This window comes from Mycobacterium sp. JS623 (genome assembly GCF_000328565.1).
Taxonomy (GTDB): domain Bacteria; phylum Actinomycetota; class Actinomycetes; order Mycobacteriales; family Mycobacteriaceae; genus Mycobacterium.
This window is the reverse complement of the sequence record NC_019966.1, coordinates 4,658,484-4,679,467: the sequence shown is the minus strand read 5'-3', so window position 1 is coordinate 4,679,467 and position 20,984 is coordinate 4,658,484. Positions and strand designations below refer to the sequence as shown.

The window sequence follows — 20,984 nt, the reverse complement described above, 5'->3', positions numbered from 1 at the left end:
TGGGCGGCGCCGCTGGCCCGCTCGCACACTTGACGCTGTTTTGCGCCCACCGATGACGGCCGACAGAAAGTTGCGAACACTGTCCAGGAAGTCCGGGGCTGCTGGGACCATCGCCGGTGCGCTGGCTTTGGCCGTCGCCGCATACGCACTGATCGTGCGCTATGTACCGCTCACGCTCCAAGTCCTCGCGGTGACCGCAGCACTGTATCCGTTCTTTATCTGCGGCGCGGTTCTGGCGATGGTTCTATTTGCAGTCCAGCGACGATGGCTTGTCACGATCGTGGCTGCGGTGCTGGCCGCCGCGATGGTCCTCGTGGAGTTGCCGTGGTACATCGGCTCGACCATCCCGGCGGCCGAAACCGTTCACGTGCGGGTGATGTCGTCGAATCTCCGTCTGGGGACGGCGATTCCGGCGTCGCTGGCGTCCACCGCGCAGCAATACGCCGATGTGCTGGCAGTCCAGGAGCTCACGCCCGAGCTTGCGAACAAGCTTCACGGGCTTGACGCCACGTTTCCGTACCACACGCTCGCCCCGCGCAAGCTCTCAGCCGGCGTCGGTATCTGGAGTCGGTATCCGCTCGAGCACCCCCAGCAGTTTGTTGACGGTGAAATGGCCGTCGTCAGCGCTGGGTTGCGAGTTCCGGGGATGAGGGTTGCCCCGTTAATCGTGACGGTGCACTTGCCGGGGCCTTTCCCAAAGCCGGTCGCGGACTGGCGCCGCAGCATCGGTCAGCTATCGGAACGATTGCGCGACTTCGCGGGTGGACCGCAAGAGCGAGCGGTCATTGTCGCCGGTGATCTGAATGCGACGAACGACATGAGAGAGTTCCGTGGGCTACTGCGCGGCGGCTATCGCGACGCGGCCGAACAGTCTGGCGCGGGTGTCCAGTTCACGTTCCCATCGGATTCTGCGGTGCCGCCGATCGTCGCGATCGACCACATCCTGACTTTCAAGGCGACCGCGGCATCGGTACATACGGCGCGGGTGCCGATCTCCGACCACCTCGCACTGATCGCCGACATCGCACTTACTCCCGGCTAGCTACCGAAATGTGGCGGTGTCACCACCATCCCAAAATGCGGCCGAGCACAAAGACGAAGTTCTGTTGGGGCGACGGCGCGGGCGGGGGAGTGGTGGTGGTTGGCGGTGGAGCGGTCGTAGGTGTAGTGGTCGTAGGCGTGGTGGTTGTCGGCGGAGTCTGTCCGCCGCCCGAGGCGTACTGCTGAATTGCATACGCGGCCTGCTTGGGATTGCCGTCGGACTTGAAGACGCCGTAGTTGGCGTCGGGATTACTCGTGTCCGTATTCAAATCCCGCACGGTGAACACGAATAGCGGCGCGAGGTAGGGCGTCGCGGCTGCGGTCTGCAGCGCCTCAACCAATCTCGATGCTTGCTTGGCTTCCGTGGAGGCGTATGCGGACGTGCCCGTAGGCAGTCCCCATTCCGTCACCCAGATCTTCTTCGCAGCATCGCCGTTGTTTGTCATCGTGGTGCGTGCGATGGCGAGGTTGTTCCAGACATGTTTCGGGTCGTCGCTGATGCCGTACGGGATGGTGTACGGATGCATGCCGATCCCGTCTAGGAACGGCTTGGCGCCGTTGCTGTAGAGCTGATCGACGAAACTGGTGTCCGAAATCGTCGCCGCGGGAGTGGATGTCACACCGCCCGTCACGACGACGGCATTGGGCTGGACGGCGTGAATCGACTGATACGCAGCCTTGAGAAGCTGGACGTACCGCGGAACATTCGGCGACTGGAAGAATGTGGGGTCGTTCGGCTCGTTCCAGATCTCCCATGTACTCGCGTAATCCTTGTAGCGGTTGGCCGCGGCCGCGGCGAAGGCCCCGAATGTCGCGGGGTCGGCCGGTGTCCCCGCGCCGCTTAGCGGATTTCCGAGCAGAGCCTGCGCCCAGTAGGGCGCAGGCCCGGTGAGCAACAGCAGAATCTTGGTGCCGTTCGCCCGCGCAGCCAACACCGCGGGATCGACGGTGGCCCAGTTGTATGTTCCTCGGTTCGCCTCGACGTTGTTCCAAGGCACAACAAGTCGAACCCAGCTCGCCCCGACATTCTTGACCTGCGCCGCATAGGCGTTGTGGTCGCTGGCGGACGTGCTGGCGAGGGTGGCCAAGGAGGCGAATCCGAATTCGGGGACGGGCTGCGCGCTGGCGGTACTGGGATCGGACGCGACGATATAAGTGCCGCAGAGCAGTGCCGCGAATGCAGCAACGACGCCCTTACGCAACCTCATCCTGGTGTGTCCTTTGCTCGGGTGCGCCGTGTAGTCCCTCGACTACCGCATACATCGTTAGCCACATCCGTCTCATTGTCATCAGCAGTCACTCAGCCTTTATCGGGCCTTTATCTGACGGTGTGTGGAATCGAGACCTTGTGGGCGCGGCATGTGGAACCGAAACCGCTGCATATTTGCGTTTTTTTCGCGAGAGGGAGCCAATCGTGCGTATCCGTGGTCGCGCAGCGGTACATCACGCACCGGTGTCAGGTTGCTGGGTTCGCATCGCGGTGACGAGTGTCCGCCGGGCGCCCTTTTGCCGAGACATCCGATCCCGCGCGCCGGGCCCGGACTCGGCCAGCCGCACTCGTCGCACGTTGAGCCCCTCGTCGAGATACCCGCCGACATCGTCGATTACGACCCGCGTCGGCAGTACGGGGTGGCCGAGCAGCGCGATACTTTGGCGATCGTTTTGCGCGAGCGCTCCTTCGCGGCAGGCGTGAAGGTGGCACCGGCGAAGTCGGTGGTGCGAGTCTTTGCGAGGTCTGGTGTTGGCAGCGTTGGGCTTTCGGTTGTGGTGGCGCGAACGGGCCTGGCTGACGATGAGGTCCCAGATTTTCCGGTCATGCCGCGACCCAGGACGAAGACGAAGTTCGGTCGGGCCTGCCGCGTCACTCTAATCCGACTTCACGCACATGGGATCGGCTAAAGCCTTGAGCCGCAAAGCGATCTCTAGCGCAGCGTCGTCGTCAACCGGACCGGCCGCGACTGGCGCACAGCAGACCGCGCGGAGATGTCGACCATCGGCAAGCACCGCGTCACCACCGGACACCTCGTCGGTGAAGTAATGGCGACGGCATCACTGCTCGCATCGATTTTCGCACTGGCCCGGGCCGAGCAACTTTGTCGGCGTCTGCCAAAAAGTCATTGCTGAGCTGCTATTGGATGGATGCCCCGATAATGGTGTCGCACAACTGATTTAGCTGTTCCAGCATTTACTCAACGTCTGCAGTTTGTCGAGTGGCTCGCATCGCCAGATCAACGTCGAGAGCTAGTAGACCGGTGAGCGAAAGAACTATGCCAAAGCGAACTCAGCAATACGGCTCGGGGTGTTCAACTGGAGGGCGTGGTAGGTGCAGTGATTGTCGGCGTGCCACCACCGGTAGCGTAGCCGTGAATGGCTAGAGCGGACTCTTTTGGTGAGCCGTCATACCTGAACACACCGAAGTTGTGGTCCACATTGCCCGCGTCGGGACTCAGATCCCGCACAGTGAAGAGGAACAGCGGGGCCAAGTACGGGGTTGCGGCAGCGGTCCGTAAGCCATCGAGCAACCTGGCGGCTTGTTGAGTTTCGGTGGAAGCAGCCGCGGATGTGCCTGTGGGAATGCCCCATTCGGTGATCCAGATCTTCTTGGCCGAATCACCGTTGTTCACCATCGTGGTACGAGCGGCCGCGACATCGTTCCACACATGGTTGGGATCGTCGCTGATTCCGTACGGGATCGAGTATGGGTGCATGCCGATGCCATCCAGATAGGGCTGTGCACCACTGAGGTAAAGCTGGTCGATGAAACTGGTCATCGATATCGACGCTGACGGGTTCGAAGTCACCCCCCCGGTAACGACGACAGCACCGGGCCGGACACTATGGATCGATTCGTGGGCGGCCCTGAGAAGCTGGACGTAGCGGGGAACATCTGGTGCCTGGAAGTACGTGGGATCATTGGGCTCGTTCCAGATTTCCCAGGTGCTCACGTAATCTCCGTATCTGGTGGCGGCTGCCGCGGCGAACTGCCCGAATGTCGCAGGATCAGCCGGCGTCGCCGATCGACTGAGATCTGGAACCGGACCCTGCGCCCACACGGGCGCCGGCCCGACCAGCGCCAGCAGAACCTTCGTGCCGCTCGCACGAGCCGCCGAGACTGCGAGGTCGACATTGCCCCAGTTGAAAGCCCCGGGCTCTGGCTCGACAAGGTTCCATGCGACGAATTCGCGCACCCAGCTCGCGCCGGTATTTTTCACTTGCGCCGCATACGCGTCATGGTCCGCAATCGACGTGGCGGCGAGGCTGCTCAGAGACGCAAAACCGAATTCGGCCACAGCCTGCGCCTTCGCGGTTCCGGTTTCCGGTCCGACGACGGATGAGCCAACGAGCAGAGCCGCTACCGCCGCGATGACGCATTTACGCAACCTCATCCGGTCTGCCCTCCGTTGTGATGCCGTTAGTCGATTAACAAGATCCACATCGTTAGCCACATTCGCCTCTTTGTCACCGTCTGCCGCTTACGTTCAGCCCTTGAGGAGTTGTGGCATCGATACCCTTCTTAGAGGTCTGCCACACCCAGACCATCGCTTTGAAGCGTTCGCCAATCACCAAGCAAGGCGGAATATCACCAATTTCTGGCACCAACTCCGGTGATTTTTTGCGTCTGCGCGCCCTGTGAGTCACTTGGTGCCCCCGGCAGGATTCGAACCTGCGGCCTTCTGCTCCGGAGGCAGACGCTCTATCCCCTGAGCTACGGGGGCGCATATAGAAGAGGCATGCGCCATTGGGCAATGACAAGCAGGGCACAGCCTAACGCATCGCCGCGAGCGGAAACGGATTCGGGGCCTGACCACCTCAGACCATAGGATGGACCCTCGTGACCCCCGCCGACCTTGCCGAACTGCTCAAGGCCACCGCCGCCGCGGTGCTCGCCGAGCATGGCCTCGACACCTCAGCACTGCCGGCGACCGTCACCGTCGAACGTCCGCGTAACCCCGGACACGGCGATTACGCCACCAATATTGCCCTTCAGCTGGGCAAAAAGGTCGGTGCCAACCCCCGTGAACTGGCCGGCTGGCTCGCGACGGCTCTCGCCGAACAAGGTGGCATCTCGGCCGCAGACGTCGCCGGTCCCGGCTTCGTCAACCTGCGCCTCAACGCCTCCGCCCAGAACGTCATCGTCCAGAACGTCATCGACGCGGGCCCCAACTACGGCAACTCCGACGCGCTCAAGGGCGAACACATCAACCTCGAGTTCGTCTCCGCCAACCCGACCGGGCCCATCCACATCGGGGGCACCCGCTGGGCCGCCGTCGGCGACGCCCTCGGCCGGCTGCTATCCACCCAGGGCGCCCAGGTCGTGCGCGAGTACTACTTCAACGACCACGGCGCCCAGATCGACCGCTTCACCAACTCCCTGATCGCCGCCGCCAAGGGCGAGCCGACCCCGGACGACGGCTACGCGGGCGACTACATCAAAGACATCGCAGCCCAGGTGCTCGCCAAGGACGCTGACGCACTGAGCCTGCCCGACGCCGAGATGCGCGAGACCTTCCGCGCCATCGGCGTAGACCTGATGTTCACCCACATCAAGCAGTCGCTGCACGACTTCGGCACCGACTTCGACGTCTACACCCACGAAGACTCGATGCACACCTCCGGCCGGGTCGGCGAGGCGATCGCCAAGCTCAAAGAGGCCGGCAGCATCTACGAGAAGGACGGCGCAGTTTGGCTGCGCACCACCGACTTTGGCGACGACAAGGACCGCGTCGTCATCAAGAGCGACGGCAATCCGGCGTACGTGGCCGCCGACATCGCCTATTACCTCGACAAGCGTCAGCGCGGATTCGACCTGTGCATCTACATGCTCGGCGCCGACCACCACGGATACATCGCGCGGCTCAAGGCCGTCGCCGCCTCGCTCGGTGAAGACCCTGCCACCGTCGAGGTGCTCATTGGCCAGATGGTCAACCTGGTCCGCGACGGCCAGCCCGTCAGGATGAGCAAGCGCGCAGGCACCGTCATCACCCTCGACGACCTCGTCGAGGCCATCGGCGTCGACGCCGCCCGGTACTCATTGATCCGCTCCTCGGTCGACAGTCCGATCGACATCGATCTTGCGCTGTGGTCGTCGGCGTCCAACGAAAACCCGGTTTACTACGTGCAATACGCGCACGCCCGGCTCTCGGCGCTGGCCCGCAACGCCGCCGAACTCGGCCTGAGCCCCGGCACTGAGCACCTCGACCTCCTCACGCACGATAAGGAAGGCACGCTGATTCGCAACCTCGGCGAGTTTCCTCGTGTGCTGAAAACCGCTGCGGCCCTTCGGGAACCGCACCGCGTGTCGCGCTATCTCGAGGATCTGGCCGGTGACTACCACCGGTTCTACGACTCCTGCCGCGTGCTGCCGCAAGGCGACGAGGCGCCCAACGATCTGCATGCCGCACGGTTGGCGCTTTGCCAGGCCACCCGCCAGGTCATCGCCAACGGCCTTGGCATCCTCGGCGTTAGCGCTCCGGAGCGGATGTGATCGCTCACCCCGCCGGGCCCCGGCACGCTGACGAAATGCAGCATGGCGGCGCGCCGCCCCGCCCGCAGTCCGCAGCCGATGTCCTGACGCTCGCCCCGAATGTGTGGCCGCGCAGCACCGTTCGCGGCGACGACGGTGTCGTGTCAATCGCCGGCGTTCCCGTCACCGACATCGCCGCCGAGTTCGGCACTCCCGCCTTCGTGATCGACGAAGACGACTTCCGATCACGCTGCCGCGAGATCGCCGCGGCGTTCGGCGGTGGCGACAACGTCCACTACGCCGCCAAGGCCTTCCTGTGCACCGAGGTGGCACGCTGGGTCGAGCAGGAGGGTCTGTCCCTCGACGTGGCGACCGGCGGCGAGCTCGCCGTTGCACTGCATGCCACCTTTCCTCCCGATCGAATCACGTTGCACGGCAACAACAAATCCGTCGACGAGCTGACGACGGCCGTCAAGGCCGGCATCGGTCACGTCGTGCTCGACTCGATGACCGAGATCGAACGCCTCGACGAGATCGCCGGTGCGGCCGGCGCCGTGCAGGACGTCCTGGTCCGCGTTACCGTCGGTGTGGAGGCCCACACCCACGAATTCATCTCCACCGCCCACGAGGACCAGAAGTTCGGCCTGTCACTGGCCAGCGGTGCGGCGATGGACGCAATCAGGCGCGTCTTCGCCACCGACAACCTGCGTCTCGTCGGCCTGCACAGCCACATCGGCTCGCAGATCTTCGACGTCGACGGATTCGAGTTGGCCGCCCACCGGGTGATCGGACTGCTGCGCGACGTCGTCGCCGAGTTCGGTGTGGATAAGACCAGCCAACTCGAGACCGTCGACCTCGGCGGCGGACTGGGTATTTCCTATCTGCCGCAGGATGATCCGCCACCGATCACAGACCTGGCCGCCAAGCTCAGCGCCATCGTCCGCAACGAATCCGCCGCCGTTGGCCTGCCCGCGCCGCGACTCGTCGTGGAGCCCGGCCGCGCCATCGCGGGGCCCGGCACCATCACGCTGTACCAGGTCGGCACCGTCAAAGACGTCGACATCGCGACCGATAAGAATCGCCGCTACATCAGCGTCGACGGTGGCATGAGCGACAACATCCGCACGTCGCTCTACGGTGCCGAATACGATGTACGTCTGGTTTCGCGCGTCAGTGAAATGCCGGCGATGCTGTCGCGTGTTGTCGGAAAGCATTGCGAGAGCGGCGATATCGTCGTCAAAGACGCGTGGCTGTCCGACGACGTCGCGCCCGGGGACCTGCTGGGCGTCGCCGCCACGGGCGCCTACTGTTATTCCATGTCGAGCCGTTACAACCTGATCGGCCGCCCCGCGGTGGTGGCCGTGCGCAACGGGCAAGCCCGCCTGGTTCTGCGCCGGGAGACGGTCGACGATCTGCTGAGTTTGGAGGTAACGAAATGACCAACCACGAAAAGTCCATCGGCGTAGCCGTATTGGGGCTCGGCAACGTCGGCAGTGAGGTCGTCCGCATCATCGAGGAGGACGCGAAGGACCTGACCGCCCGCATCGGCGCCCCGCTCGAGCTGCGCGGCATCGGGGTGCGTCGGGTCGCCGACGACCGCGGTGTGCCCATCGACCTGCTCACCGACAACATCGAAGAGCTGGTGTCCCGCGACGATGTCGACATCGTCGTCGAACTGATGGGCCCCGTCGAACCCGCCCGCAAGGCCATTCTCAGCGCGCTGGAACAGCGTAAGTCCGTCGTGACCGCCAACAAGGCGCTGATGTCGGTGTCCACCGGCGAGCTCGCCCAGGCCGCCGAGCACGCCCACGTCGACCTTTACTTCGAAGCCGCCGTCGCCGGCGCCATCCCTGTTATCCGCCCGCTGACCCAATCTCTGGCGGGCGACCGGGTGCTGCGCGTCGCTGGAATCGTCAACGGCACCACCAACTACATCCTTTCGGAGATGGACAGCACCGGCGCCGACTACACCAGCGCGCTCGCCGATGCCAGCGCGCTCGGCTACGCGGAAGCGGATCCGACCGCCGACGTCGAGGGCTACGACGCCGCGGCCAAGGCCGCGATCCTCGCCTCGATCGCGTTCCACACCCGGGTCACGGCCGACGACGTCTACCGCGAGGGCATCACCAAAGTGACGGCCGCCGACTTCGAGTCGGCGCGCGCATTGGGCTGCACCATCAAGTTGCTGGCTATCTGCGAGCGGCTCACCAACGATGAAGGGCAGGAGCGGGTTTCGGCGCGCGTCTACCCGGCGCTGGTGCCGCTCGACCACCCGCTGGCTGCGGTCAACGGTGCGTTCAACGCGGTCGTGGTGGAAGCCGAGGCCGCAGGCCGGCTGATGTTCTATGGCCAGGGCGCAGGCGGCGCACCAACCGCCTCCGCGGTGATGGGCGATGTCGTCATGGCCGCCCGCAACCGCGTTCAGGGTGGCCGCGGGCCGCGCGAGTCGAAGTACGCCAAGCTGCCGATCGCGCCGATCGGATTCATCCCCACCCGCTACTACGTGAGCATGAACGTCGCCGACCGGCCCGGCGTGTTGTCTGCCGTCGCAGCGGAATTCAGCAAGCGTGAGGTCAGCATCGCCGAGGTGCGGCAAGAGGGCATGGTCGACGAGGGCGGTCAGCGGTGCGGTGCGCGCATCGTGGTCGTCACGCACCGGGCCACCGATGCAGCGCAGTCGGAAACCGTTGCGGCGCTGGCAGACCTCGACGTTGTGCAGAGCATCAACAGCGTGCTGCGCATGGAAGGAACCACGGAATGACCGCACCCAGGACCGCGGTGCACCAGCCCTGGCCGGGTCTGATCGCCGCCTACCGCGACCGGCTGCCCGTCGAGGACAGCTGGACCGCGATCACGCTTCTCGAGGGCGGCACCCCGTTGGTGTCCGCGCCGCGGCTATCCGAATATACCGGCTGCACAGTGCATCTCAAGGTGGAGGGGCTCAACCCGACCGGCTCGTTCAAGGACCGCGGCATGACCATGGCCGTCACCGAGGCCGTGGCCCGTGGGCAGAAGGCCGTGCTGTGCGCGTCGACGGGCAACACGTCGGCCTCGGCGGCCGCCTACGCCGCACGGGCTGGCATCACGTGTGCGGTGCTGATTCCGCAGGGCAAGATCGCGATGGGCAAGCTCGCGCAGGCGGTCATGCACGGCGCGAAGATCATTCAGGTCGACGGCAACTTCGACGACTGCCTCGAGCTGGCCCGCAAGCTCACCGCCGACTATCCGACGGTCTCGCTGGTCAACTCCGTCAACCCGTACCGCATCGAGGGACAGAAGACCGCTGCGTTCGAGATCGTCGACGCGCTTGGCACCGCGCCTGATGTGCACTCACTGCCCGTCGGCAACGCGGGCAACATCACCGCGTATTGGAAGGGCTACACGGAATACCACCGCGACGGGGTGTCCGACCGGCTGCCCCGCATGCTGGGCACGCAGGCAGCGGGAGCGGCGCCGCTGGTGCTGGGGGAGCCGGTGAGCCACCCCGAGACCATCGCCACCGCGATCCGGATCGGCTCGCCCGCGTCGTGGGCCACCGCGGTCGAGGCGCAGCAGCAGTCCAACGGCCGATTCCTGGCCGCCACCGACGAGGAGATCCTCGCCGCGTATCACCTGGTGGCGCGCACCGAAGGCGTGTTCGTCGAGCCGGCATCGGCGGCCAGCATCGCGGGCCTGCTCAAGTCGATCGAGGACGGCTGGGTGACGAAGGGGTCGACCGTGGTGTGCACGGTGACCGGCAACGGGCTCAAGGATCCCGACACCGCGCTCAAGGGCATGCCGTCCGTCACGCCGGTGCCGGTCGATCCCACGGCTGTCGTCGAGAAACTGGGTTTGGTCTAAAGGTGCCAACCACTCTGCCGGCCGGGTTGACGGCCAGCTCCGTCGTGGCGGCCTCGAGCGCCAATCTGGGTCCCGGCTTCGACAGCCTGGGCCTTGCGCTGAGCCTTTACGACGAAATCATCGTCGAGACAACCGAATCCGGCCTCACGATCGAGGTCGAAGGTGAAGGCGCTGGCCAGGTGCCCCTCGATGCGACACACTTGGTGGTGCGCGCCATCGAACATGGGCTCCAGGCGGCCGGTGTCACCGCCAAAGGCCTTAAAGTGTTTTGCCGCAACGAGATCCCGCACTCCCGCGGCTTGGGCTCGTCGGCCGCAGCCGTTGTCGGTGGCCTCGCCGTGGTCAACGGCCTTGTGACGCAAGCGGACTCGACGTCGCTGACCGAAACCGAGTTGATCCAGCTGTCGTCGGAGTTCGAGGGGCATCCCGACAACGCGTCGGCAGCGGTCCTCGGTGGCGCGGTGGTGTCGTGGACTGAGCACGAGGGCGTGCTGCCGCGATACGCGGCCGCGCCGCTGCGGCTGCACCCCGACATCCACCTGTTTCCCGCGATCCCCGAGGTGCGCTCGTCGACGGCAGAGACGCGCGTGCTGCTGCCCGACCACGTCAGCCACACCGACGCCCGCTTCAACCTCAGTCGGGCGGCGCTGCTCGTGTTGGCGCTGACCGAGCGGCCCGACCTGCTGATGGAAGCGACAGAAGACGTCCTGCATCAGCCGCAGCGCGCGGCCGCCATGCCGGCATCGGCGGAATACCTGCAGATACTGCGGCGTTGTGGAGTTGCAGCGGTGTTATCCGGCGCTGGTCCTGCGGTTATCGCGTTGAGTTCCCAGCCAGAATTGCCAGCAGAGGCCTTGGAGTACGGCACCGCCAACGGGTTCACCGTCAGCAAGATGGCGGTGGGCGACGGCGTCCGATGGACGTCCGGCGCAGCCGGTCGGAACTGACTTTGCGGACCACATGAGTCACATGCGAATCAAGGTGTTTCTTGCTTCCGGCTCCGATGCGGGTTATTCTCGCAGCTGTCCAGCAATCGCAGCGTCTCTGCCTGCGCCAACACTAGGACGACCACTTCCCTTTTAGGTGTTCAATCTTGTGGACTGACGGTTCGCCGCACACCGGCGAATCCCGGCGATCACCGTTGCAGAGGCAATGGTGGGACCTCCGCATTCAGCGCATCAGCTGAATGCCCGGACCCCCGCGTCGGCTTGACCAGCGGGGGATCAGAAAGGAAATCCGTGACAGAAACGGACCTCTTCACGGCTGGTGGCAGCAGCGAAAACGCCGAGCTGCCGCAAAACCAAACCGTGACTTCAGACATTTCAACCGCCCCGGACACCTCCGGTGCGGACGCGACGAACGGCACCGCGGAAACCGCGCCGACGGCCGACGTCGCGTCGGGCGATCGCCGTGCGGCGCTGTCGACCATGGTGCTGCCCGAACTGCGTGCGCTCGCCAAGGAGATCGGCGTCGAGGGCGCGTCCGGCATGCGTAAGAGCGAGCTCGTTGCCGCCATCAAGGAGCGTCGTGGCGACTCCAATGGCCGGTCGAAGGCGGAAGACGCGGGCGACGCCCATGGCACCGCGCCGGCCGACACCGCGACCGAGGCTGAACCGTCCGAGCAGCCCGCCGAGCAGCAGGCCCCACCGCGCCGCGAGCGTCGCGGTGCCTCACGCGGCACCGGCTCGCCGAGCGGCTCCGACGACAAGGGCGAGAAGAACGACAAGCAGCAGTCCGCGCAGCCGGACAAGGCCGACGCCGAAGGTCAGCGTGGCCCCAAGCAGGACTCCAAGCCCGACAAGTCCGATAAGTCCTCCGACAACGATCAGCAAGGCGATCAGGGCGGCCAGAACCGCGGCGGCAACGCCGACGACGACGGCGAAGGCCGTGGGGGCCGTCGCGGCCGTCGGTTCCGTGACCGCAGGCGCCGCGAGCGCGGCGAAGGCGGCGGCGGTGGTGACCGCGATACCGAGCTTCGCGAGGACGACGTCGTTCAGCCCGTCGCAGGCATCCTCGACGTGCTCGACAACTACGCGTTCGTCCGCACCTCCGGCTACCTGGCCGGCCCCAACGACGTTTACGTGTCCATGAACATGGTGCGCAAGAACGGCCTGCGCCGCGGCGATGCCATCACCGGAGCGGTCCGGGTGCCCAAGGACGGCGAGCAGCCCAACCAGCGACAGAAGTTCAACCCGCTTGTGCGTCTCGACAGCGTCAACGGCAGGCCCGTCGAAGAGGCCAAGAACCGGCCGGACTTCACCAAGCTCACGCCGCTGTACCCCAACCAGCGGCTGCGGCTGGAGACCACGACCGAGAAGCTGACCACCCGCGTGATCGACCTGATCATGCCGATCGGCAAGGGGCAGCGCGCGCTGATCGTGTCGCCGCCGAAGGCCGGCAAGACCACGATCCTGCAGGACATCGCGAACGGTGTCACCAAGAACAACCCCGAATGCCACCTGATGGTGGTGCTCGTCGACGAACGGCCTGAAGAGGTCACCGACATGCAGCGCTCGGTCAAGGGCGAGGTCATCGCCTCGACCTTCGACCGGCCGCCGTCAGACCACACCCAGGCCGCAGAACTCGCCATCGAGCGGGCCAAGCGCCTCGTCGAGCAGGGCAAGGATGTCGTCGTGCTGCTCGACTCGATCACCCGCCTGGGCCGTGCGTACAACAACGCATCGCCTGCGTCTGGCCGCATCCTGTCCGGTGGTGTCGACTCCACCGCGCTGTATCCGCCCAAGCGGTTCCTCGGAGCTGCCCGCAACATCGAAGACGGCGGCTCGCTGACGATCGTCGCCACCGCCATGGTGGAGACCGGTTCGACCGGTGACACGGTGATCTTCGAGGAGTTCAAGGGCACCGGCAACGCGGAGCTCAAGCTCGACCGCAAGATCTCCGAGCGCCGGGTGTTCCCGGCCGTGGACGTCAACCCGTCGGGCACCCGCAAGGACGAGCTGCTGCTCTCGCCGGATGAGTTCGCGATCGTGCACAAGCTGCGTCGCGTGCTCAGCGGTCTTGACCCGCATCAGGCCATCGACTTGCTGATGAGCCAGTTGCGCAAGACCAAGAACAACTACGAGTTCCTGGTGCAGGTTTCCAAGACCGCACCGGGCCAGGCCGAGGTCGACTAACCCGCGGTTTCGGCGCGCTCACGCCCGCTGAGCGTCCGTTGACGCGCCCAAATCAGACCGCGGGCTCGGCCCGCAGCCCGGGCATGACGTACCGGCGCATGTGCGCCGCCACCGCGTCGGCATCGCTGGGGTCGAGCTTGTCGCCGGGCACAGTCGCGAGCGAAAGCACTACGCGTGCAATCCATTCCGACGCTTCGGCGATGTCGGTGCGCTCGTGGATCTCCCCGCGGTCGCGCGCAGCGATCAGGTAACGCGACCAGAAGTCGGCCAGATCAGGCACCAGACCCTGCACGCCCGCACCGGCGCACGCCGCGAACTCCTCGGGCTCTTCCATGCGCAGCTTCATCAGCAGCGTGCCGGGATCATCGTAGGCACCGCGGGCACGGGCGATGCCAATGCCCATCTGGCGATCCAGGCCCTCGACCTGTTCGAGCACCGCGTGTGCCTCGGACCAGTACGCGTCGTTGAGTCGCACGATCGCGGCGCCCAGCAGCGTCACCTTGTCGGGGAAATGCCGGTACAGCCAGCCGCGCGACACCCCGGCGACGTCGGCCACTTCGGACACCGTCGTCGACCGAATGCCCTTGGCGCGCAGACAGACCTCCGCGGCGTCGATCAGCCGATCGCGGACGTTCTTGGTGGCGGAAGCGCTCGTCACCTCAGCATTGTGTCACCGTGGACACATTTCGGGATGTGGCCACCTCGCAATACCCCCATGCGACGCGAACGTGGTTACCCGCACGCATCACACACTCAAAGTCAAGTGATCAGTGCAACGTCGGGGTTCATGCTGCTGCTTGGGTGATGACTGTGTTGAGGCGGTCGGCGCGAAAGCGTGCGGGTAACCCACGTTCGCGCGAAATAAAGGGTGCCAGCTACGCGTTTAGGCTGCTGGCGGTTGAGCTGGCATAATGGACCGCTGACCCCTCGGTTCCCGGTTCACGCCGAATACCTCCATCACAGGAGGGGCGACCCGGGGCCCACGATTGCAGAGGAAAACCATGAAGACGGGTATTCACCCTGACTACGTCGAGACGACGGTGCACTGCGGCTGCGGCGCGACATTCACCACGCGCAGCACGAAGAAGAGCGGACAGATCCATGTCGAGGTCTGCTCGCAGTGCCACCCGTTCTACACCGGCAAGCAGAAGATCCTCGACAGCGGCGGCCGCGTGGCCCGCTTCGAGAAGCGCTACGGCAAGCGCAAGGCCGGCGCCGACAAGAGCGCTACCGACAACTAGCTGCCTTCCCGACGCCCGATCTGACGCGCATGCGCAGGCCGGGCGTCGGTTTGCGTTTCAGGCCAAATGTTTCAGGCCAAATTCGGAAGGAGGGTCGACATGACGGACACCGCGCCAGCGATCGAGGCGCTGCTGACCGAGCATGCCGACTTGGAGAGGCAGCTCTCGGACCCCAGCCTGCACGCCGACCCCGCAGCCGCCCGCAAGGTGGGACGACGATTCGCGCAGGTTTCGCCGATCGTCGCGACCTACCGCAAGCTGGAAGCCGCCCGCGGCGATCTCGAGGCCGCGAAAGAACTCGCCGCCGACGACGAATCCTTCGCCGCCGAGATCCCCGCCCTCGAGTCCACCGTCGAACAACTCGACACCCACCTCACCGACCTGCTTGCCCCGCGCGACCCGCACGACGCCGACGACATCGTGCTCGAGGTCAAGTCGGGGGAGGGCGGCGAGGAGTCCGCGTTGTTCGCCGCCGATCTGGCCCGCATGTACATCCGCTACGCCGAGCGGCACGGCTGGACCGTCAACATGCTCGACGAGACAACATCGGACCTCGGCGGCTACAAGGACGCGACGCTGTCGATCCGAAGCAAGGGCGACTCCGCCGACGGCGTGTGGTCGCGGCTGAAGTTCGAAGGCGGCGTGCACCGCGTGCAGCGGGTCCCGGTGACCGAGTCGCAGGGCCGCGTGCACACGTCGGCCGCGGGCGTGCTCGTCTACCCCGAACCCGAAGAGGTCGAGGAAGTCCAAATCGACGAGTCCGATCTGCGCATCGATGTTTACCGGTCGTCGGGCAAGGGCGGTCAGGGCGTCAACACCACCGACTCCGCGGTGCGCATCACGCACCTGCCCACGGGCATCGTCGTCACCTGCCAGAACGAGCGCAGCCAGCTGCAGAACAAGGCCCGCGCGCTGCAGGTGCTCGCGGCGCGACTGCAGGCACTGGCCGAGGAGCAGGCGCAGGCCGACGCTTCCGCCGATCGGGCCAGCCAGATCCGCACCGTCGACCGCAGCGAGCGCATCCGCACGTACAACTTCCCGGAGAACCGGATCGCCGATCACCGGATCAACTTCAAGGCGCACAACCTCGATCAGGTTCTCGACGGTGATCTCGACGCGTTGTTCGACGCGCTGGCCGCTGCCGACAAGCAATCCAGGCTGCAGCAGGCATGACCAGGCTCCGCCAGGTGATCGACGCCGCCGAGGTGGCGCTGACCGAGGCGGGAGTCGGGTCGCCGCGCACCGACGCCGAGCTGTTGGCAGCGCACGTCGCGGGCATCGACCGCGGTCGCCTGGCCTTCGCGGAGACCGGACCTGAGTTTCGAGACCGCTACGACGGCCTAATCGCGCAGCGCGCCAAGCGAATTCCGCTGCAACACCTCACCGGCACCGCGGCGTTCGGACCCGTCACGCTAAGCGTCGGCCCCGGGGTGTTCATCCCGCGGCCCGAGACGGAGTTGCTGCTGGAATGGGCTACAACACAACAGCTTTCGGCGACACCGACGATCGTTGACCTCTGCACCGGCTCGGGTGCGCTTGCTCTCGCACTGTCCAACAAATGGCCCGACGCCCGTGTCATCGCCGTCGATGACTCCGACGCAGCGCTGAAATACGCCCGACGCAACTTCGCCGGAACCCCCGTCGAGCTCATCAAGGCCGACGTCACCGCGCCGGGCCTGCTCGCCGAACTCGACGGCCAGGTCGACCTGATAGTGGCCAACCCGCCGTACATTCCCGACGGTGCAGAGCTGGAACCCGAAGTGGCCGAACACGATCCAGCACACGCGCTGTTCGGCGGCCCGGACGGCATGGCGGTCATCGACAGCATCGTCGCCCACGCCGCACTCCTGTTGCGTGACAACGGCCGCTGCGCCGTCGAGCACGACGACACCACCTCCGCGCGTACCGTCGAAGCGTTCACCCGCACAGGCCAATTCGTCGACGTCATCCCGCGACACGATCTGACCGGCCGGCCGCGGTTCGTCACCGCGACACGTGAGAGGCTGACACCGTGACCGACCGACGGCGACCGCGAGTGAGGATCGCAGCGAGGTACGAGCGAGGACCGGAGCGAGCGGGGAGCCGAGCATGACCGAGCAGTTCGACTGCACCGACCCGGCCCAGCGCGAGACCGGCATCGCCTCGGCGATCAGTGCGCTCAAGGGTGGTCGGCTTGTCGTCATGCCCACCGACACCGTCTACGGCATCGGCGCGGACGCTTTCGACAGTGACGCCGTCGCCGCTCTGCTGTCGGCGAAGGGACGCGGCCGCGATATGCCGGTCCCAGTGCTGGTCGGTTCGTGGCATACCATCGACGGCCTGGTGTACTCGGTACCCAACACTGCACGCGAACTCATTGAGGCGTTCTGGCCTGGCGCGCTGAGTCTGGTGGTGCGCCAGGCGCCGTCGCTGCAGTGGGACCTCGGCGAAGCGCACGGCACGGTGATGCTGCGCATGCCGCTGCACCCGGTCGCGATCGAACTGTTGCGCGAGGTCGGCCCGATGGCGGTGTCGAGCGCCAACATCTCCGGCCGTCCGCCGGCCGTCACGGCCAAGCAGGCGCGCGATCAACTCGGCGACCTCGTCGAGGTGTACCTCGACGGCGGACCTTCAGAACAACAGGCGGCGTCGACGATCGTCGACCTCACCGGCGCGCACCCACGAGTATTGCGACAGGGCCCTATCACCATCGAGGCCATCGCGAAGGTGCTCGGCGTCGAGCCCGGGTCGCTCGCGGATTGAACTCAGCGTGCAGCAGTACGGTGCGACGGTGATCTCTGCAGCGGACGGCTTGCTTGCGCTCAACGATCGCGGCGCAGGTGTGCCGCTGCGTGAGCTCGCGCTCGTCGGGCTGACCGCCGCAATCATCACTTACTTCGCGACCGGTTGGGTGCGGGTGCTGGCTCGACGACTCGGCGCCGTCGCCTACCCCCGCGAGCGCGACGTGCACCTGCAGCCGATCCCACGCATGGGCGGGCTGGCGATGTACACCGGCGTGGTCGCAGCGGTCCTGTTGGCATCGCAACTTCCCGCGCTGACGCGTGGCTTCGTGTATTCGTCGGGCATGCCCGCGGTCGTCGTCGCCGGGGGCCTGATCATGTTCGTCGGCCTGATCGACGACCGTTGGGGTCTGGACGCGTTGACGAAGTTCGCCGGCCAGATCACCGCGGCCAGCGTGCTCGTCACGATGGGCGTCGCGTGGAGCGTGCTCTACATCCCGATCGGCGGCGTCGGCACCATCGTCTTGGACCAGGTGTCGTCGATCCTGCTGACGCTGGCGTTGACGGTCGCGATCGTCAATGCGATGAACTTCGTCGACGGCCTCGACGGGTTGGCCGCAGGCCTCGGGCTGATCACCGCGTCGGCCATCTGCATCTTCTCGGTGGGCCTGCTGCGCGACCACGGCGGCGATGTTCTCTTCTATCCGCCGGCGGTGATCTCGGTCGTGCTGGCCGGCGCGTGCCTCGGCTTCCTGCCGCACAACTTTCACCCGGCAAAGATTTTCATGGGCGACTCCGGGTCGATGTTGATCGGGCTGATGCTCGCTGCGGCGTCGACCACCGCGGCCGGCCCCATCTCGCAGACGGCGTACGGGGCGCGAGACGTGTTCGCTCTGCTGTCGCCGTTCCTGTTGGTGGTCGCGGTGATGTTCGTGCCCGCGCTCGACATGCTGCTGGCCGTCATTCGCCGGACCCGTGCCGGTGTGCACTTCTCGACGCCGGACAAGATGCACCTGCATCACCGGTTGCTACAGATCGGTCACTCGCACCGGCGGGTGGTGCTGCTCGTCTATCTATGGGTCGGCATCATCGCGCTCGGCGCGGCGAGCACGATCTTCTTCGATCCCCGCTACACCGGAGCCGTCATGCTGGCCGCGATTCTGGTCGCGATTGTGGTGACCCTGATTCCGCTTCTGCGCCGCCGCGAAGACCCCGTCGGGGAAATGTACGACGAAAAGTAGTAGGCCCTCCTATCTGCCCTTAACCATGTGTTAGGGTTCGATTAGAACCCGAAAAAACCTCGCGGGTTGCCGGCCTCCGGACCGATGGTTTGCCGCCGATCGGAACGGAACAACGACCGACAAAGGGAGCTGCCCCGTGGGTGATTCCAGCGAGTCCGTCGCCCTCCGATACGCTCGGGGCGCCACGCACAGGATTCATCGGGACAGCAACAGTGACCGCGGGATTGAGGTGAAGCAGTGACGACGCCAGCGCAAGACGCGCCGTTGGTGTTTCCGTCGGTCGCTTTCAGGCCGTTGCGCCTGTTTGCAGTGTGCGTCGCGCTGACCGGCCTGGCGATGCTTGCCGCCGGACTGCTCGGCCACATCATGGTCGGCGTCTTCTTTGGCATCGGCCTCGGACTGGGTTTGCTCAATGCGGTGCTCGTGCAGCGGTCGGTGGAATCGATCACCGCCGAGGCGCACCCGCTCAAACGCAAGATGGCGTTGAACTCCGCTACCCGCCTGTTGGTGATGACGGTGATCGGGTTGACGATCGCTTTCATCTTCCGGCCGCAGGGGCTCGGCGTCGTATTCGGAATGGCCCTCTTCCAGGTGGTGCTGGTGCTCGCGACCGCACTGCCGGTGATGAAGAAGATCAAGGCCGGTGCCGCTGATGAAGGACTCGAAGGGGAGGCCACACAGCAATGACCCAATTCAACGTCGCCGACCAAGCGGCTCCGGTGACCTACCAGGCCGCAGGCGCGATCGAGGTCGGCCACCACACGGAGGCCCACTGGTTCGGGCTGACGGTCAACACGGACACCGTGTTGGCGACGGCCATCGCCGCGGTGATCGTGCTCGCGCTGGCTTTCTTCTTGCGCGCCAAGGTCACATCGACGGGCGTCCCCGGTGGCGTGCAGTTGTTCTGGGAAGCCATCACGGTTCAGGTGCGCGACCAGATCGAGGGGGCGATCGGCATGAAGATCGCGCCGTTCGTGCTACCGCTTGCTGTGACGCTGTTCGTGTTCATCCTGGTCGCCAACTGGCTCTCGGTGATCCCGGTGCAATACACCGACGAGCATGGCGCCATTCACGAGCTGCTCAAGCCGCCGGCATCGGACATCAACTTCGTGCTGGCGCTCGCGCTGTTCGTCTTCATCTGCTACCACGCGGCGGGCATTTGGCGTCGCGGCATCATCGGACACCCGGTCAAGCTGCTCAAGGGACACGTCACGCTTCTCGCACCGATCAACCTCGTCGAGGAGCTGGCCAAGCCGATCTCGTTGTCGCTGCGACTCTTTGGCAACATCTTCGCCGGCGGCATCCTGGTCGCGCTGATCGCGCTGTTCCCGCCGTACATCCTGTGGCTGCCGAACGCGATCTGGAAGAGCTTCGACCTGTTCGTCGGCGCGATCCAGGCGTTCATCTTCGCGCTGCTGACGATCTTGTACTTCAGCCAATCGATGGAGCTCGAAGAGGACCATCACTAGCCGACCCGAACAAGCAGGACCCACAACCTGGTAGGACCACTGCCAGTTATCAAGGAGGATAACGGAATGAATCCCACAATCGCTGCCGGCGCACTCATCGGCGGTGGACTGATCATGGCCGGCGGTGCAATCGGCGCCGGTATCGGTGACGGTATTGCGGGTAACGCGCTGATCGCCGGCATCGCCCGTCAGCCGGAGGCGCAGGGCCGACTGTTCACGCCGTTCTTCATCACGGTCGGTCTGGTCGAGGCCGCGTACTTCATCAACCTGGCGTTCATGGCCCTGTTCGTGTTCGCCACGCCGGTTAAGTAGCCCGCCGGCATGGCTGACCCGAACGTCGTCCTTTTGGCGGCCGAGGAAGGCGGGGGAGGTACCAGCAACTTCCTCATCCCCAACGGCACCTTCTTCGTCGTGCTGATCATCTTCTTGATCGTGCTCGGCGTCATCGGCAAGTGGGTCGTCCCGCCTGTCTCCAAGGTGCTGAACGAACGCGACGCCATGGTCAAGAAGACCGTCGAGGACAGCCGCAAGGCAGCAGACCAGTTCACCGCCGCCGACGAGGACTATCAGGCGGAAATGGCGAAGGCGCGCGGCGAGGCCTCGAAGCTTCGTGACGAGGCACGAGCCGAAGGCCGAAAGGTCTTGGAGGACATGCGCGGTCGGGCCTCGGGTGAGGTGTCGTCGACGCTGCAGCAGGCCGACTCGGAATTGAAGGATCAAGCGCTTTCAATTCAGACGGACCTGCATGCGTCGGTCGAGACGTTGTCCACGACCTTGGCCAGCCGGGTGCTCGGCGTCGAAATCAACGCGGCCACATCGGCCTCGGGACGGTAA

Annotated in this window: 19 protein-coding genes, 1 tRNA gene and 1 pseudogene; 16 read left to right on the top strand and 5 right to left on the bottom strand. The window is 65.4% G+C overall.

Annotated features, from left to right (window positions below; all coding sequences use genetic code 11):
- The first annotated feature begins 52 nt into the window (after positions 1-52).
- Positions 53-1,042, top strand: a complete 990-nt coding sequence (locus MYCSM_RS22840; protein ID WP_015308536.1) for an endonuclease/exonuclease/phosphatase family protein — start codon at positions 53-55, stop codon at positions 1,040-1,042.
- A 19-nt stretch (positions 1,043-1,061) separates the two neighbouring features.
- Here MYCSM_RS22840 and MYCSM_RS22835 read toward each other — a convergent pair whose 3' ends face one another.
- The 4 genes and pseudogenes from MYCSM_RS22835 to MYCSM_RS22820 all read right to left on the bottom strand — a co-directional run bounded on the left by MYCSM_RS22835 (position 1,062) and on the right by MYCSM_RS22820 (position 4,757).
- Positions 1,062-2,249 carry a cellulase family glycosylhydrolase gene (locus MYCSM_RS22835; RefSeq protein WP_015308535.1) on the bottom strand — a complete coding sequence of 396 codons (1,188 nt, stop codon included), beginning with the start codon at positions 2,247-2,249 and terminating at the stop codon, positions 1,062-1,064.
- A gap of 667 nt (positions 2,250-2,916) precedes the next feature.
- Positions 2,917-3,035 (bottom strand): annotated as a pseudogene (locus MYCSM_RS38395) (Rv2640c family ArsR-like transcriptional regulator); the annotation flags it as partial.
- Positions 3,036-3,344: 309 nt separating this feature from the next.
- Entirely contained in the window at positions 3,345-4,427 is a 1,083-nt protein-coding gene (locus MYCSM_RS22825; RefSeq protein WP_015308534.1) for a beta-galactosidase, read from the bottom strand.
- A 254-nt stretch (positions 4,428-4,681) separates the two neighbouring features.
- A tRNA-Arg gene (locus MYCSM_RS22820) sits at positions 4,682-4,757 on the bottom strand.
- Positions 4,758-4,873: 116 nt separating this feature from the next.
- On the opposite strand from MYCSM_RS22820, the gene argS reads away from it, so the two are divergent.
- The 6 genes from argS to rho all read left to right on the top strand — a co-directional run bounded on the left by argS (position 4,874) and on the right by rho (position 13,479).
- A complete protein-coding gene (gene argS, locus MYCSM_RS22815; protein WP_015308533.1) occupies positions 4,874-6,526 on the top strand; it encodes an arginine--tRNA ligase in 1,653 nt (550 codons plus the stop codon).
- A gap of 35 nt (positions 6,527-6,561) precedes the next feature.
- Positions 6,562-7,944: a diaminopimelate decarboxylase gene (gene lysA / locus MYCSM_RS22810; protein WP_198344965.1), complete on the top strand. Its 1,383-nt coding sequence runs from the start codon at positions 6,562-6,564 to the stop codon at positions 7,942-7,944.
- Complete coding sequence (locus tag MYCSM_RS22805) at positions 7,941-9,266, top strand: homoserine dehydrogenase (protein ID WP_015308531.1); 1,326 nt, start codon at positions 7,941-7,943, stop codon at positions 9,264-9,266. The genes lysA and MYCSM_RS22805 overlap by 4 nt, the downstream gene beginning before the upstream one ends.
- Positions 9,263-10,345: a threonine synthase gene (gene thrC / locus MYCSM_RS22800; RefSeq protein ID WP_015308530.1), complete on the top strand. Its 1,083-nt coding sequence runs from the start codon at positions 9,263-9,265 to the stop codon at positions 10,343-10,345. The genes MYCSM_RS22805 and thrC overlap by 4 nt, the downstream gene beginning before the upstream one ends.
- Positions 10,346-10,347: 2 nt before the next feature.
- Entirely contained in the window at positions 10,348-11,292 is a 945-nt protein-coding gene (gene thrB / locus MYCSM_RS22795) for a homoserine kinase (protein ID WP_015308529.1), read from the top strand.
- A gap of 291 nt (positions 11,293-11,583) precedes the next feature.
- The gene (gene rho / locus MYCSM_RS22790) at positions 11,584-13,479 is read left to right on the top strand and encodes a transcription termination factor Rho (RefSeq protein WP_015308528.1); all 1,896 of its coding nucleotides are present in this window, start codon (positions 11,584-11,586) and stop codon (positions 13,477-13,479) included.
- Positions 13,480-13,531: 52 nt separating this feature from the next.
- On the opposite strand, the gene MYCSM_RS22785 is transcribed toward rho, so the two are convergent.
- Positions 13,532-14,137: a TetR/AcrR family transcriptional regulator gene (locus MYCSM_RS22785; protein WP_015308527.1), complete on the bottom strand. Its 606-nt coding sequence runs from the start codon at positions 14,135-14,137 to the stop codon at positions 13,532-13,534.
- A 343-nt stretch (positions 14,138-14,480) separates the two neighbouring features.
- Between MYCSM_RS22785 and rpmE the strand changes: the two genes are divergently transcribed.
- From rpmE to MYCSM_RS22740, 9 genes are all read left to right on the top strand, one after another.
- Positions 14,481-14,720, top strand: coding sequence for a 50S ribosomal protein L31 (gene rpmE, locus MYCSM_RS22780; RefSeq protein WP_015308526.1), 240 nt, complete (start codon positions 14,481-14,483; stop codon positions 14,718-14,720).
- A gap of 99 nt (positions 14,721-14,819) precedes the next feature.
- The gene (gene prfA / locus MYCSM_RS22775; RefSeq protein WP_015308525.1) at positions 14,820-15,893 is read left to right on the top strand and encodes a peptide chain release factor 1; all 1,074 of its coding nucleotides are present in this window, start codon (positions 14,820-14,822) and stop codon (positions 15,891-15,893) included.
- The gene (gene prmC / locus MYCSM_RS22770) at positions 15,890-16,735 is read left to right on the top strand and encodes a peptide chain release factor N(5)-glutamine methyltransferase (RefSeq protein WP_015308524.1); all 846 of its coding nucleotides are present in this window, start codon (positions 15,890-15,892) and stop codon (positions 16,733-16,735) included. Before prfA ends, prmC begins: the two co-directional genes overlap by 4 nt.
- A gap of 73 nt (positions 16,736-16,808) precedes the next feature.
- Positions 16,809-17,462 carry an L-threonylcarbamoyladenylate synthase gene (locus tag MYCSM_RS22765; protein WP_015308523.1) on the top strand — a complete coding sequence of 218 codons (654 nt, stop codon included), beginning with the start codon at positions 16,809-16,811 and terminating at the stop codon, positions 17,460-17,462.
- Between the two features lie 7 nt (positions 17,463-17,469).
- Positions 17,470-18,681 carry a glycosyltransferase family 4 protein gene (locus MYCSM_RS22760; RefSeq protein WP_015308522.1) on the top strand — a complete coding sequence of 404 codons (1,212 nt, stop codon included), beginning with the start codon at positions 17,470-17,472 and terminating at the stop codon, positions 18,679-18,681.
- A gap of 237 nt (positions 18,682-18,918) precedes the next feature.
- Positions 18,919-19,368, top strand: a complete 450-nt coding sequence (locus tag MYCSM_RS22755) for an ATP synthase subunit I (protein ID WP_015308521.1) — start codon at positions 18,919-18,921, stop codon at positions 19,366-19,368.
- On the top strand, positions 19,365-20,150 hold the full coding sequence (gene atpB, locus MYCSM_RS22750; protein ID WP_015308520.1) for a F0F1 ATP synthase subunit A: 786 nt from the start codon (positions 19,365-19,367) through the stop codon (positions 20,148-20,150). Before MYCSM_RS22755 ends, atpB begins: the two co-directional genes overlap by 4 nt.
- A 66-nt stretch (positions 20,151-20,216) precedes the next feature.
- Positions 20,217-20,462, top strand: a complete 246-nt coding sequence (locus MYCSM_RS22745) for a F0F1 ATP synthase subunit C (protein ID WP_015308519.1) — start codon at positions 20,217-20,219, stop codon at positions 20,460-20,462.
- A gap of 9 nt (positions 20,463-20,471) precedes the next feature.
- On the top strand, positions 20,472-20,984 hold the full coding sequence (locus tag MYCSM_RS22740; protein ID WP_015308518.1) for a F0F1 ATP synthase subunit B: 513 nt from the start codon (positions 20,472-20,474) through the stop codon (positions 20,982-20,984).

Excerpts from the sequence above, each read along its gene's own strand:
- MYCSM_RS22840 (WP_015308536.1), top strand. The coding sequence starts at position 53 with ATGACGGCCGACAGAAAGTTGCGAACACTGTCCAGGAAGTCCGGGGCT.
- MYCSM_RS22835 (WP_015308535.1), bottom strand. The coding sequence starts at position 2,249 with ATGAGGTTGCGTAAGGGCGTCGTTGCTGCATTCGCGGCACTGCTCTGC.
- MYCSM_RS22825 (WP_015308534.1), bottom strand. The coding sequence starts at position 4,427 with ATGAGGTTGCGTAAATGCGTCATCGCGGCGGTAGCGGCTCTGCTCGTT.
- lysA (WP_198344965.1), top strand. The coding sequence starts at position 6,562 with ATGCAGCATGGCGGCGCGCCGCCCCGCCCGCAGTCCGCAGCCGATGTC.
- MYCSM_RS22805 (WP_015308531.1), top strand. The coding sequence starts at position 7,941 with ATGACCAACCACGAAAAGTCCATCGGCGTAGCCGTATTGGGGCTCGGC.
- thrC (WP_015308530.1), top strand. The coding sequence starts at position 9,263 with ATGACCGCACCCAGGACCGCGGTGCACCAGCCCTGGCCGGGTCTGATC.
- rpmE (WP_015308526.1), top strand. The coding sequence starts at position 14,481 with ATGAAGACGGGTATTCACCCTGACTACGTCGAGACGACGGTGCACTGC.
- prfA (WP_015308525.1), top strand. The coding sequence starts at position 14,820 with ATGACGGACACCGCGCCAGCGATCGAGGCGCTGCTGACCGAGCATGCC.
- prmC (WP_015308524.1), top strand. The coding sequence starts at position 15,890 with ATGACCAGGCTCCGCCAGGTGATCGACGCCGCCGAGGTGGCGCTGACC.
- MYCSM_RS22765 (WP_015308523.1), top strand. The coding sequence starts at position 16,809 with ATGACCGAGCAGTTCGACTGCACCGACCCGGCCCAGCGCGAGACCGGC.
- atpB (WP_015308520.1), top strand. The coding sequence starts at position 19,365 with ATGACCCAATTCAACGTCGCCGACCAAGCGGCTCCGGTGACCTACCAG.
- MYCSM_RS22745 (WP_015308519.1), top strand. The coding sequence starts at position 20,217 with ATGAATCCCACAATCGCTGCCGGCGCACTCATCGGCGGTGGACTGATC.
- MYCSM_RS22740 (WP_015308518.1), top strand. The coding sequence starts at position 20,472 with ATGGCTGACCCGAACGTCGTCCTTTTGGCGGCCGAGGAAGGCGGGGGA.